This window comes from Flexivirga meconopsidis (assembly GCF_026162425.1).
Taxonomy (GTDB): domain Bacteria; phylum Actinomycetota; class Actinomycetes; order Actinomycetales; family Dermatophilaceae; genus Flexivirga; species Flexivirga meconopsidis.
Window position 1 is genome coordinate 171452 of the sequence record NZ_JAOBQJ010000006.1, and the last position, 13525, is coordinate 184976.

General features: G+C 70.0%; 13 protein-coding genes. 2 read left to right on the forward strand and 11 right to left on the reverse strand.

Features of this window, described 5'->3' with window-relative positions; translation table 11 throughout:
• Window positions 1-27: 27 nt before the first annotated feature.
• Genes tsaB through glmS form a run of 7 tightly spaced genes read right to left on the reverse strand, consistent with a single transcriptional unit; the run spans window position 28 to window position 7172 of the window.
• Window positions 28-702: a tRNA (adenosine(37)-N6)-threonylcarbamoyltransferase complex dimerization subunit type 1 TsaB gene (tsaB, locus tag N2M23_RS20075; protein ID WP_265448042.1), complete on the reverse strand. Its 675-nt coding sequence runs from the start codon at window positions 700-702 to the stop codon at window positions 28-30.
• Window positions 703-751: 49 nt separating this feature from the next.
• A complete protein-coding gene (gene tsaE / locus N2M23_RS20080) occupies window positions 752-1213 on the reverse strand; it encodes a tRNA (adenosine(37)-N6)-threonylcarbamoyltransferase complex ATPase subunit type 1 TsaE (protein WP_265448043.1) in 462 nt (153 codons plus the stop codon).
• Window positions 1214-2284, reverse strand: a complete 1071-nt coding sequence (locus N2M23_RS20085; protein WP_265448044.1) for an alpha/beta fold hydrolase — start codon at window positions 2282-2284, stop codon at window positions 1214-1216.
• Window positions 2281-3462: an alanine racemase gene (gene alr, locus N2M23_RS20090; protein ID WP_265448046.1), complete on the reverse strand. Its 1182-nt coding sequence runs from the start codon at window positions 3460-3462 to the stop codon at window positions 2281-2283. Before alr ends, N2M23_RS20085 begins: the two co-directional genes overlap by 4 nt.
• 5 nt (window positions 3463-3467) lie before the next feature.
• Window positions 3468-4946, reverse strand: a complete 1479-nt coding sequence (locus N2M23_RS20095) for an NAD(P)H-hydrate epimerase (protein WP_265448048.1) — start codon at window positions 4944-4946, stop codon at window positions 3468-3470.
• Window positions 4943-5308: a holo-ACP synthase gene (locus tag N2M23_RS20100; RefSeq protein ID WP_265448050.1), complete on the reverse strand. Its 366-nt coding sequence runs from the start codon at window positions 5306-5308 to the stop codon at window positions 4943-4945. Before N2M23_RS20100 ends, N2M23_RS20095 begins: the two co-directional genes overlap by 4 nt.
• A gap of 10 nt (window positions 5309-5318) precedes the next feature.
• Window positions 5319-7172 (reverse strand): glutamine--fructose-6-phosphate transaminase (isomerizing), encoded by a 1854-nt coding sequence (gene glmS, locus N2M23_RS20105; RefSeq protein ID WP_265448051.1) that lies wholly within the window; start codon window positions 7170-7172, stop codon window positions 5319-5321.
• Window positions 7173-7251: 79 nt separating this feature from the next.
• Between glmS and coaA the strand changes: the two genes are divergently transcribed.
• Window positions 7252-8214 (forward strand): type I pantothenate kinase, encoded by a 963-nt coding sequence (coaA, locus tag N2M23_RS20110; protein WP_265448053.1) that lies wholly within the window; start codon window positions 7252-7254, stop codon window positions 8212-8214.
• Window positions 8215-8360: 146 nt separating this feature from the next.
• Here the strand turns inward: coaA and N2M23_RS20115 are convergent, their stop codons facing one another.
• A complete protein-coding gene (locus tag N2M23_RS20115; protein WP_265448054.1) occupies window positions 8361-8771 on the reverse strand; it encodes a hypothetical protein in 411 nt (136 codons plus the stop codon).
• A 135-nt stretch (window positions 8772-8906) separates the two neighbouring features.
• Between N2M23_RS20115 and N2M23_RS20120 the strand changes: the two genes are divergently transcribed.
• On the forward strand, window positions 8907-9227 hold the full coding sequence (locus N2M23_RS20120) for a putative quinol monooxygenase (RefSeq protein ID WP_265448056.1): 321 nt from the start codon (window positions 8907-8909) through the stop codon (window positions 9225-9227).
• A gap of 25 nt (window positions 9228-9252) precedes the next feature.
• On the opposite strand, the gene N2M23_RS20125 is transcribed toward N2M23_RS20120, so the two are convergent.
• The 3 genes from N2M23_RS20125 to phoH2 form a co-directional block, all read right to left on the reverse strand.
• On the reverse strand, window positions 9253-10650 hold the full coding sequence (locus N2M23_RS20125) for a GntT/GntP/DsdX family permease (protein WP_265448057.1): 1398 nt from the start codon (window positions 10648-10650) through the stop codon (window positions 9253-9255).
• A 79-nt stretch (window positions 10651-10729) separates the two neighbouring features.
• Entirely contained in the window at window positions 10730-11602 is an 873-nt protein-coding gene (locus tag N2M23_RS20130) for an aggregation-promoting factor C-terminal-like domain-containing protein (RefSeq protein WP_265448059.1), read from the reverse strand.
• Window positions 11603-11909: 307 nt separating this feature from the next.
• Window positions 11910-13142: an RNA 5'-3' helicase PhoH2 gene (gene phoH2 / locus N2M23_RS20135; protein WP_425270268.1), complete on the reverse strand. Its 1233-nt coding sequence runs from the start codon at window positions 13140-13142 to the stop codon at window positions 11910-11912.
• Window positions 13143-13525 lie beyond the last annotated feature (383 nt).

Below are 13525 nucleotides of genomic sequence, written 5' to 3' on the forward strand. Positions count from 1 at the left end.
GCACGAGCGGAGAACTTTGTGGGGTTGTCATCTCGCCAGCACCGACTTCTGCGCCGACGCGGGCTGCGCGTCGGGCTGACGCAGGTAGAGCGGCTGCACTGGCAGCAGTTCCCGGCCGGCGGCAAGCTCGCCCAGCGCAAACCTCGCGAGCGAACCAGCATCCACATCCCCCTGTTCGAGCGGCTGCCCAAAGCTGTCCGGATAGAGCAACGGGCCGCGACCGGCGACCGGCAGGGCGCGCAGGTCCTCGGGCAGCTCCGCCGGCCGGTCGACGCCGGGCAGGCCGGAGACACGCTCGACCCGGTCGGCGTGACTGCGGTAGCGCGCCCAGTAGACCTCCTTGCGCCGGGCATCGGTCGCCACGAGGAAGTCCTGCGTCATGCCCGACTCGCGCACCGACTGGGCGATGGCGTCGAGGCTGCAGACGCCGTATGCCGGCACGTCCAGCGCCAGGCCGAGAGTGACCGCAGTGGCAACACCGACCCGCAATCCGGTGAACGGGCCGGGCCCGACACCGACGGCTATGGCTGTGAAGTCGGCGGGTCGGCGACCGGCCTGGTCCATCACCCGCTCGATCGTCGGCGTCAGGATCTCCGCGTGCCGACGTGCCTCGACCTCGGTGTGCTCGCCGAGCACGCGGTCACCGTCGTGCACGGCGACCGTGACGGCGGAGGTGGCGGTATCTATGGCGAGCAGCAGCACCGCACAAGGGTACGCGCCGGTCGCGGCATTGCCTGAATCGCGCGGGCCCTCAGCCGGTCAGCTCGGCGGCGAGCCGCTCGAACCGCTGCCCGCTCGGCAGCATCCGGAGCGTGCGGCTGTCGCCGTCGGCTGCGAGCACCAGCTCGAGGTGCTCGTCGGCCAGCTCATCGGCCAGGCCGGCGCCCCACTCGACGACGGTGACCGCGTCCGCGACGGACGTGTCGAGGTCGAGGTCGTCGAGCTCGATGGCGCCGCTCAGCCGGTAGGCGTCGACGTGGACCAACTCCGGACCGCCGACCAGCGACGGGTGGGTCCGGGCGATCACGAAGGTGGGCGAGGTGATCGGCCCGCGGACTCCGAGGCCGGCGGCGATGCCTTGGGTCAGCGTCGTCTTGCCGGCACCGAGGCCGCCGGTCAGCACCAGCACGTCCCCCGCACGCAGCAGCTTGCCGAGACGTTCACCGAATGCGTGTGTCGCCTCGACGGACTCGAGCCGGATGGCGCTGGTCATCTACGACTCCTGCGGGGTGTCGAGGGCCCGGCGCGCGCGTGCGATCAGGGCGAGCAACTCGTCGTCGACCAGGTCGGCGTCCTCCAACGGCAGCACGTGCCCGGCGTGTTTGACGACCACCAGCTCGGCTCCGGGGATCTCGTGGGCGAGTTGCTCGCCGTGCGCGATCGGGGTCATCCGGTCACGGGTGCCGTGCATCACCAACGTCTCGATCCCGGTGAATGCCGCGAGCGCGTCGTGTCGGTCGTGCGTCATGAGCGTCGGCAGGAAGCTGCCGATCACATGCAATCGGGTGGAGAAGATCATTTCGGCGACTTGGCGCACCAGCTCGCTCGGGACCCGTCTGCCGAATGAATACCGGTGCACCAAAGCGGATTCGACCGGTCGGCCGAGGCCACGCATGCTGTCGAATGCTTCTTGCCGACTCCCCACGCGGGTGACCGCGCTCGGTCCGAGGCGGTGCACTACCGCACCGAGTTGCTTGCCGAGCCCGTAGTTGACCTCGCTCAGTCCGCCCGCGCTCGTGCTGATGAACGCTGCTCCGACGACCTGGTTGCGCACCAGCTCGGGGTGTTGCTGGGCGAGGGCCATCATCGCCATACCGCCCATCGAGTGGCCGACGAGCACGACCGGGCCATCCGGCACGGCGTCTTCGATCACCGTCGCGAGGTCGTTGCCCAGCTGCTCGATGCTGTATGACGAGTCGGCCCCTTCCTCGGAGCGTCCGTGACCACGCAGGTCCCACAGCACCACGCGGCAGCCCGCCTCGCGCACGACCTGCCGCTGGCGCGACCACACGTCGTGGTTGTGTGCGTAGCCGTGGGTGAAAACAACTGTCAGCAATGGATTTTCGGGATGCTCAGGCTCGTCGACCTCGACGTGCAACGGCACACCGTCATCGGCGATGACGGCGATCCCGTGGTCCACAGCCGGCTCGCCGCCGGCCGCCGGCGCAGCAGATTTGGTGCGGCGCGAACGCAGCACCCGGTCGGTCGCCACGCCGGCCGCGGTGGCGGCGCCGGCGGCCGCGATGCCGACACCGAGGCCGATCAGGCCGCGGCGTGAACTCATCCGGCAGACTCCCCGGCGAGGCCGTCCGCACCTTCACCGATATAGATCCGCGGCAGCCGGCTACTCATCCGCGTCACGATCTCGTAGCTGATCGTGCCTGCTGCATCTGCCCAATCCTGAGCGGTGGGAAGGCCTTTCGTCCCGTCCCCGAAGAGGACGACCTCGTCCCCCGCCTGCACGGCCAGGTCACCCACATCGACCACGAACTGGTCCATGCACACGCGACCGGCGACCTGGAATCGGTGACCGCCGACCTGCACCGGCCCCCGCGACGATGCTGACCGCGGCACACCGTCGGCATACCCGCACGGCACGTCGATCAGCGTGGTCTCACGATCGGTCACGTAGGTGTGTGCGTAGCTGACGCCCTGGCCGGCCGGAACCCGTTTGGTGACAGTGATTTCCGCGCTCATCGTCATCGCCGGAACCAATCCGAAGTGGGCCGGGTCGCCGATGTCGGGCACGGGTGACAGACCGTAGACCGCAAGGCCGGGGCGCACCATGTCCCAGGCCGCCTCGGGGGTGGTGAGCGTCGCGGCGGAGTTGGACATGTGCCGCACCTCGAGGGCAAAACCCGCTCGCTCGCAGTCGGCGACGGCATCGGCGAACTTCGCCTGCTGCGCCTGGACCGTCGGGTGGTGTGGCGCATCGGCGAACGCAAAATGGGTGAAAACCCCTGTGACACTGATGCTTCCGTCTGCGACGTGTCGCTGCGCGGCCTCGACCAGTCGGGGCCAGTCGGGCCCGTACGCGCCGTTACGTCCCAGCCCGGTGTCGACCTTCAGCTGGACCCGCGCGGTCTCCCCCGCTGCACGCGCTGCCGCCGCAACGGCGTCCAGCTCCCAGATCGCCGGCACCCCGATGTCGATCTGCCGCCGGACGGCCGCGCCGAAATCGACGCCGGGCGCGTGCAGCCAGGTCAGCAGCGGCGCGGTGATGCCGGCGTCGCGCAACTCGATCGCCTCGGCGAGCTGTGCCACGCCCAGCCACCGGGCGCCGCCGCGCAACGCCGCACGCGCGCTCGGCACCAGCCCGTGACCGTAGGCATCCCCCTTGACCACGGCCATCACCACGGCGTCCCCGGCGAGCGACTGCAGCACCGAGACGTTGTGCGCGATCGCCTCGAGGTCGACGGTGATCCGCGCCGGCACAGCGGAGGGGTTGGGTTGCTGGCTCACGCCGGTCAGTCTGGCACTCGCAGCAGCTGGGCGACCGCACGGCCCACCGCGTGCGCGACGTCCAGGGCGCGCACCGGGCCGCCCGGGTTTGCCTGGTCGGCCGCGACCCCGTGCACCAGCGCGCCGAGCGCGCCGGCCGTCGCCGGATCCACACCGCCGGCAAGGAGGGCCCCGCAGACGCCGGCGAGGACGTCGCCGGCCCCGGCGGTCGCGAGCCACGAGGGAGCGTCCGCCTGGGTCAGCACCGGCACGCCGGATGACGACGGCGACACCACCGCGGTGACCGACCCCTTCAGCAGCACGGTCGCATCGAGCCGATCGGCCACCTGGGCCGCGATCACGGTGGGCGCGTGATGCACGTCCCGCGCCGTGAGGTCCGCCCCTCCCTCCCCTCGTATGCCGAGGCGCCCGGCCAGCCGCAGCAACTCGCCGGCGTGCGGCGTCAGCAGGGTCGGCGCGGAGCGCGCCGCGTCGATGAGGTCCAGGCCGCCGGCGTCGAGCAGCACGGGCTGGTCGGACGCGAGCGCGTCACGGGCCACCTGGAGCTGCTCGGGTGACGCGTCGTCGACCACGAGTCCGGAGCCGATCGCCCACGCCTGCACGCGGCCCGTCCCGAAGACCGCTTCGGGCACTGCCGATCGCAGCAGGTCGGTGGGTGCGGGCGGCCCGACATACCGGACCATGCCGACGCCCGCCGTGACGGCAGCGGTCACCGACAGCACCGCTGCGCCGGTGTAGTGCTCTCCCCCGGCGACGACGCCGAGCACCCCTCGGGCGTACTTGTCGTCGTCGGGCGTCGGCACCGGCCAGAGCCCGGCCACGTCGGAATATGAAATGCGTTGCACCGCAGCGTCATTGGGGCTGGGCACGCCGATGTCGACGACGGTCAGCAGCCCGACGGCCGGCTCGGTGACCGGCATCAGGTGCACCGGCTTGAGCAGACTGAAGGTGACCGTCTCGTCGGCGAAGACCGACTGGCTGCGGACCAGGCCCTCCGGGTCACAGCCCGAGGGCAGGTCGACCGACACCACGAAGGCCTCGTCACCGATCAGCTCGGGTAGCCCACGCAAATGCTCCGGCAGACCGGGTCGGCCGCCGATGCCGAGGATGCCGTCGATCACCAGATCGGCACCGGCAAGCGCCTCGACAACGGCCGGATCCGGCGTGCCCTCGCGCCATTCGGCGACCACGACCCCTGCCTGCCGGGCGGCGGCGAGGCCGTCCTCGTGCGCCGTGCGGCCGACGAGCACCGCGAGCACGTTGACGTCGTCACCGGTCAGCGTCGCGGCCGCGAAGAGCGCGTCACCGCCGTTGTCGCCGGAGCCGGCGAGCACGACCACCCGGCCGGATTCGTCCTCGAGCCGCGCCGCGGCCACCTCGGCGAGACCTGCGGCAGCCCGCGACATGAGCTCCCCGTCCGGCAGCTGCGCCCGGACGGCGTCTTCCGCGGCCCGCACGGTCGGCACGTTATACGCCCGCATCATCGGCGTTCCTCACTCTCGGCGACCACGATCGCCGACGCGATGCCCGCGTCGTGCGAGATCGACAGGTGCAACGAGGCTACGGCCAGCTGCTCGACCCGTGCGGCGACGGATCCGGTGAGTTCCCAGGAGGGCTGACCGTCGCCGTTCTTGACGACCACGGCGTCCACCCAGTGCAGTCCCACCGGTGCACCGAGTGCCTTGGCCAGTGCCTCCTTGGCCGCGAACCGGCCGGCGAGGGAGTTGGGCGGCAGGTCGCGCTCGGCAGGTGCGAAGAGCCGCTTGCGCAGCGCCGGAGTCGCCTCCAGCTTGGCCATGAAGCGGGCGACATCGACCACGTCGATGCCCACCCCGACGACCGCCACGACGCGAGTCCTACTCCACCGTCACCGATTTGGCCAGGTTGCGCGGTTGATCCACGTCCAGCCCCTTGGCCGTCGACAGCTCCAGCGCGAAGACCTGCAGCGGCACCGTGGTGAGCAGCGGCTGCAGCATCGGTGAGGTGCGCGGCACCCGGATCACCTCGTCGGCGAACGGTTCGACGGCGGTGTCGCCCTCCTGTGCGATCACCAGGGTGCGAGCGCCGCGCGCCCGGATCTCCTGGATGTTGGAGACGACCTTGCCGTGCAGCCCGTGCGGTGTGTCCGGGCCGGGCACCACGATGAAGACCGGCTGGCCGGGCTCGATCAGCGCGATCGGCCCGTGCTTCAGCTCACCGGCGGCGAAGCCCTCGGCGTGGATGTAGGCCAGCTCCTTGAGCTTCAGCGCGCCCTCCATCGCCACCGGGAAGCCGACGTGCCGGCCGAGGAAGAGCACCGATCGGGTGTCCGCCATGAAACGGGCGATCTCGCGCACCCGCTCCAGGTTGCCTAGCAGCTCGGTGATGCGGTCCGGCACCTCCTGGAGCTCGGCCTGCACCGCGCGGGCGTCATCGGCATACGTCTCGCCACGCAGCTGCGTGAGGTAGAGGCCGAGCAGGTAGCAGGCGGTGATCTGGGCGAGGAACGCCTTGGTCGAGGCGACCGCGATCTCCGGGCCGGCGTGGGTGTAGAGCACTGCGTCGGACTCGCGCGGGATCGTCGAACCGTGGGTGTTGCAGATCGACACGGTCAGCGCGCCGAGCTCACGCGCATGCTTGACCGCCATGAGCGTGTCCATCGTCTCGCCGGACTGGCTGATCGACACCACCAGCGTCCGCTCCCCGGCAATCGGGTCGCAGTAACGGAATTCGTGGGCCAGGCTCACCTCGACCGGGATGCGGGTCCAGCGTTCGATCGCATACTTGGCGACCATCCCGGCGTATGCCGCGGTGCCGCACGCGACGATCGTGATCCGGTCGACGGAACGCAGCTGCTCCTCGGAGACGCGCAGCTCGTCCAATGCCAGCGCCCCGGTCTCGTCGGTGCGGCCGAGCAGCGTGTCGGCGACCGCCTGCGGCTGCTCGTTGATCTCCTTCTCCATGAAGGTCTCGTAACCGCCCTTCTCGGCGGCCGCGGCATCCCAGTCGACGTGAAATGTCTTGCCCTTGGCGGGTTCTCCGTCGAAGCCGATGACCTCGACCGTGTCCGGGGTGATCGTGACAATCTGGTCCTGCTCCAGCTCCATCGCCTCGCGGGTGTAGCCGATGAACGCGGCCACGTCGGAGCCGAGGAAGTTCTCACCCTCGCCGAGCCCGACGACCAGGGGTGAGTTGCGGCGGGCACCGACGACGACGCCCGGCCGGTCGGCGTGCACGGCGAGCAGGGTGAACGCGCCTTCGAGCCGGGCCACCACGGTGCGCATCGCCTCGGTGAGGTCCCCGTCATACGCCTTGGCGAGCAGCTGCGCGACGACCTCGGTGTCGGTCTCGGACTCGAACTGCACGCCCGCGTCGAGCAGTTCGTTCTTCAGCGGGTGGAAGTTCTCGATGATGCCGTTGTGGATCAACGCCAGCTTGCCGTGCTCGCCGCCACGGTGCGGGTGGGCGTTCTCGTCGGTCGGACCACCGTGAGTCGCCCACCGGGTGTGCCCGATGCCGGTCCGGGACGGCGGCAGCGGCCGCTGCTCGATCTCCCCGACCAGATTGACCAGCTTGCCGGCCCGCTTTCGGACGTCGACCTCGTCCCCGGCGACCAGCGCCACACCGGCCGAGTCATAGCCGCGGTACTCCAGCCGCGCGAGGCCCTCCATGACGACTTCCAGGGCCCGGGCGCCGTCCTGCGCACCGACATAACCGACGATTCCACACATAAGCGTCAATTGAACCGGATGCCGGGCGGCGGGCGCGAAACCGCCCCGCGGCGGCGCGTGTCGGAGGGCATGCGGTTCAATGACGCAGGTGTCCCGCAACCAGTCATCGGTGCCGTCGCCGTATGTCGAGTTCGACCGCGCCGCGTGGTCCGGGCTGCGCGACTCGCACCCGATGAGCCTGACCCGGGAGGACGTGCGCCGGCTGCGCGGCACCGGCGACCGGCTGGACATGCCGGAGGTCGAGGACATCTACCTGCCGCTGTCCCGGCTGCTCAATATCTACGTCGGCGCCACCGGCCGGCTGCACCGGGTGACGACCGACTTCCTCGGCGAGCGACCGGCGCGCACGCCGTTCGTCATCGGCATCGCCGGATCGGTCGCGGTGGGCAAGTCGACGACGGCCCGCATCCTGCGGGAGCTGCTCGCGCGCTGGCCGGGCACCCCGCGGGTCGAGCTGGTCACCACCGACGGGTTCCTCTTCCCCAACGCCGAGCTCGAACGCCGAAACCTCCTGGAACGCAAGGGCTTTCCCGAGTCCTACGACCGGCGCAAGCTGGTCCGCTTCCTGGCCGCGGTGAAGTCCGGCGCCGCCGAGGTCAGCGCCCCGGTCTACTCCCACCTGACCTACGACATCGTCCCGGACGAGCAGGTCGTGCTCCGCCAGCCAGACGTGCTGATCGTCGAGGGCCTCAACGTGCTGCAGCCGTCGATGCCGTCGACCGATCGCCGCGGCACCCTCGCGGTCTCCGACTTCTTCGACTTCTCGGTGTATGTCGATGCCCGCGAGGAGCACATCAAGACCTGGTATGTCGAGCGGTTCTTGCGGCTGCGGCAGACGGCATTTGCCGACCCCAACTCCTACTTCCACCGCTACGCGAGCCTGACCGACGAGCAGGCGATCGACCGCGCGGGGCAGATCTGGGACAGCATCAACGCCCCCAACCTGCAGCAGAATGTCGCACCCACCCGCAGCCGGGCGACGCTGGTGCTGACCAAGGGTCCGGACCACAACGTGACCCGCGTGCGCCTGCGGAAGGTCTAGCCAGCTCGCTGATCGAGTAGGACGGGGGCCAGCTCGCTGATCGAGTAGGACGAGGGCCAGCTCGCTGATCGAGTAGAACGGGGGCCAGCTCGCTGATCGAGTAGGGCGAGGCGGCGAGCCTGCGAGCCGACTCGCCCGTATCGAGATCAGCGCAACCGCGAGGGCTCCTCGTCGGCTGCCTCGTCATACGGCCCGGCGTCGTCGGCGTACTCGTCCTCGTCGTCCTCGTCGAAGAGCTGCTCCACGTCGTCGACCGACATGGTGTCCTCGTCCTCATAGTCGTCCGGCTCGGCCGGCGCCGCCTTGCGGGCCCGTGCCCAGAGAAGCAGCCAGATCGCGGCGAAGACCGCGAGTACGGCAAGTGCGGCCAGCACGCCGCCGAACACTTGATAGAGCAGGTGTGACACGCCGTTGGCCGGCACCGAACCGCTCGACTCGTCGGTGAACGTCGGCGCCTGGTCGTTACCCCAGCTGGCGCCGAGCGCGCCGGCGAACGCGACCAGCACCACTGCAACGATCCAGTAGGTGGCGGCGAACAGACGCTTGTGCACGAGCATGCGCCCAAGGTATCCGGCCGGGCCCGCTCGACGCGACGCAACGGGCCGAAGACCCGGGGCCCGGGTGAGTGAATTCCCGGATCGGCTGGAAGAGTCCCGTCATACGACCCATCGATGGCTAGGAGTTGAGTGCCGATGATCCTCATCGTCGTGAAGTGGCAGATCAAGCCGGAGTACGCCGACCAGTGGCCGCAGCTGAGCCGGGAGTTCACCGAAGCGACCCGAGCCGAGCCGGGCAACAAGTTCTTCGACTGGTCACGCAGCCTGGAGGATCCGAACGAGTACGTGCTGGTCGAGGCGTTCGACGACGACGCCGCCGAGGCACACGTCACCTCCGAGCACTTTGCGAAGGCCCAGGCGGAACTGCCGAAGTATGCCGCCAAGACCCCGCAGGTCCGCAACATCCAGGGTCAGCCGGAGGCGTGGGACCAGCTGGGCGAGTTCACGGTCGGCTGAGGAACGAGCGGGGAACTCGTGGCGGTTAGGTCACGATGACGCTGAGCAGCATCACGAAGCCGAAGCCGACCACCGAGATCACCGTCTCCATCACCGACCAGGACTTGATCGTCTGACCGACGGTCAGGCCGAAGTACTCCTTCACCAGCCAGAAGCCGGCGTCGTTGACGTGGCTGAAGAACAGCGAGCCGCACCCGATCGCCAGCACCAGCAGGGCAAGGTGCGCCGGGGTGAGCGTCTCGGCCAGCCCGCCGACGATGCCGGCTGCGGTGACCGTGGCAACCGTGGCCGAGCCGGTGGCCAGCCGGATGCCGACGGCGACCAGCCAGCCGAGCAGCAGCACCGAGATGTTGGCGTCCTTGGCCCAGTCGGCGATCACATTGCCGACGCCGGCGTCGACCAGCAGCTGCTTGAATCCGCCACCCGCCGCGACGATCAGCATGATGCCGGCGATCCCGGGCAGGCCGCCGCCGAGCGAGTCGCTGGTCTGCTTGCGAGTCATTCCGGTGCCGAGGCCGAGCACGAAGTAGGCCACGACGACGGCGATCAGCAGCGCGACCGACGGCGTGCCGAGCACGTCGAGGATCTTTCGGGCGACGTTGTCCTCCGACGCCCACAGGTTGACGATCGCGGCCGGGAGCATGAGTACGACGGGCAGCAGCACCACGATCACGGCCTGGGCGAACGGCGGCAGCTTGCGCTCCGGCGCCGCCTCGGGCACCGGACCCGAGACACCGTCTCCCGCGGCGGGCGCGTGCAGCGGCACCCACCGGGTGACGAACCGGCCGAGTAGCGGCCCGGCGATCACCAGGGTCGGGATCGCCACGATCAGCCCGAAGATCAGCGTGCGTCCCTGGTCGGCGTGCAGGCTGGCGATCGCGGTCTCCGGGCCTGGGTGCGGCGGCACCAGACCGTGCAGGATCGACAGACCCGCGAGCGCGGGTATGCCCACCCGCATCAGCGGCTGGCCAGTGCGTCGAGCGACCAGGATGACGATCGGCACCAGGATGACGACGCCGATCTCGAAGAACATCGGCAACCCGATGATGGCCGCGATCAGCGCCATACCCCAGGGCAGCGCGGAGCCGGAGAATCGGTCGGTGATGGTCGCCACCACGCGATCGGCGCCGCCGGAGTCGGCCAGGATCTGGCCGAGCATCGCGCCGAGCGCGATCAGCAGGCCGACCGACCCTGACGTGCTGCCGAAACCGGTGGTGAAGCTGGTGATCGCGTCCTCGCCCGGCACCCAGGCGACCAACGCCAGGGCTGCCGAGCCGAGCAGCAGCGCCAGGAAGGGATGCAGCTTGGCGACGGTGATCAACACCACCACCACACCAATGCCGACGAGTGCGGCGACAAGGAGCTGGCCGTTACCGGCGTTCGAGATGGGGGGCGCCGGATCGGCGCTCAGCAGTGCGTGCACCGGTCAAACCTACTGCCACGCAAAGAGATCCGGTGGCATGGCCACCGGATCTCTTCGCGTCGTGCGGTGCAGCGACCGATCAGTACCAGCCGGTCGCCTGTGAGTGACCCCAGGCCCCGCAGGGCGAGCCGTAGGTGGCGCTGATGTAGCCCAGACCCCACCGGATCTGGGTGGCGGGGTTGGTGCGCCAGTCGGCGCCGGCGCTCGCCATCTTGCCGGCCGGCAGCGACTGCGGGATCCCATAGGCGCCGGACGACGGGTTGGTCGCGCCGACACGCCAGCCTGACTCGCGGTTCCAGAGGCTGACCAGGCACCCCATCTGGTCCTGACCCCAGCCGTATGACGAGAGCATCGACGACGCGATGGTCTGCGGGCTGCCGGAGTAGGTCGGCGTGCTCGGAGCAGTGGCCGGCGCCTTGGTCGGCGCGGTCGGGCGCTGCGCGTCGCGCGATGTCGAGGGCCCGGCACTCGTGCGCTGGGCGGCCGCCGCGTCGGCGGCCTTCTTGGCGTCGGCGGCCTTCTTGGCGTCCGCGGCCTTCTTGGCGTCCGCGGCCTTCTTGGCGTCCGCGGCCTTCTTGCGAGCGGCGGAGGCTCCGGAATCGGCCTGGCTGCGCAGCTTGGTCGCCTTGCTGGCGCGACTGGCGACGGCCGCACGGGCCTTCGCGTCCGCCGCGGCACGGGCCTTGACTGCCTGCTGCGCGGCGGCCGTCTGTGCCTGTGCATCGGCGACCAGGCCGGAGTCGGCAGCCTGCACTGCACCCGCCCCGCTGACCTTGGCCCCCAGCTGCAGATCTGCCTGCGCCGGACCGGCGACGTTGGCGGTGGCCGACGCGTAGGTCGCTGCCGAGACCGACACCGCGGAGATCGCGGCGGTCGCGGCTACCGCCGGACGGCGCAGGGCGCGGATGCCGGTATCGCGACGGGCACGGTGACGTCCGACGGGACGAGACATGGAGCAGCCTTTCGGGGGAAGACATGGATCGACGCGCTGCACGAGGGCCGTCAGGCCGCAGGTGACGAGCGCGTCACGGTCACAGCATCTCGTATCGGTCACGGGGCGCTGCGACGGCCCCGCCGTTACCGAAATGAGACATGTGACACAGCGTGCCCTACAAGCGTCAAGATTCCAAGTCGTCGCGACGAATTGGCCGGTTTCCTATGGCGTGTTCCGGCGTGTCTCTGCGCGTCCCGGACCGAGCTCGGGCTCTGGCGAGGTGTCGTCCTCGCCAGAGCCCGAGTTGCCTTCGCCGCCCGGAGACCTATGCGTCGGGCGCCTCGAGCAGGTCGGTGACCAGGGCCGCGATCGGGCTGCGCTCGCTGCGGTGCAGCGTGACGTGACCGAAGAGCGGGTGACCCTTCAGCTTTTCGATCACCGCGGCGACACCGTCGTGCCGGCCGACCCGCAGGTTGTCGCGCTGCGCCACGTCATGGGTGAGTACGACGCGGGAGTTCTGGCCGATGCGGGACAGCACGGTGAGCAGGACGTTGCGCTCCAGCGACTGCGCCTCGTCGACGATCACGAACGCGTCGTGCAGGGAGCGGCCGCGGATGTGGGTTAGTGGAAGCACCTCCAGCAGTTCCCGGTCGACGACCTCCTCCATCACCTCACGCGAAACCAGCGCCCCGAGTGTGTCGAACACGGCCTGCGCCCACGGCCCCATTTTCTCGTTCTCGGTCCCGGGCAGGTAGCCCAGCTCCTGACCACCCACGGCATACAACGGCCGGAAGACGATCACCTTGCGGTGCTGACGCCGCTCCATCACGGCCTCCAGGCCGGCGCACATGGCGAGCGCCGACTTGCCGGTGCCGGCGCGGCCGCCGAGGCTGATGATGCCGACGTCGGGGTCGAGCAGCATGTCGAGTGCGATCCGTTGCTCCGCCGACCGGCCGTGCAGCCCGAACGCGTCGCGATCCCCGCGCACCAGCCGCACCGACTTGTCCGGCACCACGCGACCGAGCGCGCTCCCGTTGGGACCGAGGAGGACGACTCCGGTGTTGCACGGCAGCTCCGCGGCCTCGGGAAGCTCGAGGCGTCCCTCGTCGAAGAGGCTGTCGAGTTGGTTGGTGGCGACATACAGCTCGGTGATGCCGGTCCACCCGGAGTCGATGGCCAGCTCGGCGCGGTACTCCTCGGCGTTGAGCCCCACGGCGGACGCCTTGACCCGCATCGGCAGGTCCTTGCTGACGACCGTCACCTCACTGCCCTCGTTGGCGAGGTTGCGTGCGACGGCCAGGATCCGCGTGTCGTTGTCCCCCAACCGGAAGCCGGCGGGCAGCGACTGCGGGTCGGTGTGGTTCAGCTCGACCCGCAGAGTCCCTTCGTCACCGACCGGCACCGGCGCGTCGAGCCTGCCGTGCGTCACCCGCAGGTCATCCAGCAGCCGCAGAGCGCTGCGTGCGAAGTAGCCCAACTCAGGATGGTGCCGTTTGGCCTCCAACTCGGTGACCACGACCACCGGCAGCACCACCTCGTGCTCGGCAAAGCGGGTCATTGCGCGCGGATCGGACAACAGCACCGACGTGTCGAGCACGTAGGTGCGCGGCTTGGCATTGGCGCGCGAGCGGGTGGACGACGTCGAACCGGAGGGCTGGGAGCTGCTGGCCATATCGATCTCCTCGTCACGGGGCGCGTCGCGCCGCGTGACCTACTCTCGGACGAGGTGCCGGGACCGGGCCCCTTCGCGGAGGAGCCGGTGCCGGCCCTCCTTCCGGAGCAAAGATCGCTCCATGTGGTGGGCCTCCCGAACACGTCGCGTCGGTCGCGGCGTGTCACGGCCGACATTACGACGGGCCAGCGCCGGTATGACGCACCTCGACGCGCGACGCGCCGAGGGTTGATCCGGCGTTCGTCGTCCGTTCAGACTCGCTGACAACA

What these genes read in the sequence shown, in the direction of transcription:
- phoH2 (WP_425270268.1), bottom strand. Translation starts at nt 13,142, where the DNA reads ATGACCCGCTTTGCCGAGCACGAGGTGGTGCTGCCGGTGGTCGTGGTC.
- N2M23_RS20120 (WP_265448056.1), top strand. Translation starts at nt 8,907, where the DNA reads ATGATCCTCATCGTCGTGAAGTGGCAGATCAAGCCGGAGTACGCCGAC.
- tsaE (WP_265448043.1), bottom strand. Translation starts at nt 1,213, where the DNA reads ATGACCAGCGCCATCCGGCTCGAGTCCGTCGAGGCGACACACGCATTC.
- N2M23_RS20130 (WP_265448059.1), bottom strand. Translation starts at nt 11,602, where the DNA reads ATGTCTCGTCCCGTCGGACGTCACCGTGCCCGTCGCGATACCGGCATC.
- coaA (WP_265448053.1), top strand. Translation starts at nt 7,252, where the DNA reads ATGACGCAGGTGTCCCGCAACCAGTCATCGGTGCCGTCGCCGTATGTC.
- N2M23_RS20115 (WP_265448054.1), bottom strand. Translation starts at nt 8,771, where the DNA reads ATGCTCGTGCACAAGCGTCTGTTCGCCGCCACCTACTGGATCGTTGCA.
- N2M23_RS20085 (WP_265448044.1), bottom strand. Translation starts at nt 2,284, where the DNA reads ATGAGTTCACGCCGCGGCCTGATCGGCCTCGGTGTCGGCATCGCGGCC.
- glmS (WP_265448051.1), bottom strand. Translation starts at nt 7,172, where the DNA reads ATGTGTGGAATCGTCGGTTATGTCGGTGCGCAGGACGGCGCCCGGGCC.
- N2M23_RS20095 (WP_265448048.1), bottom strand. Translation starts at nt 4,946, where the DNA reads ATGATGCGGGCGTATAACGTGCCGACCGTGCGGGCCGCGGAAGACGCC.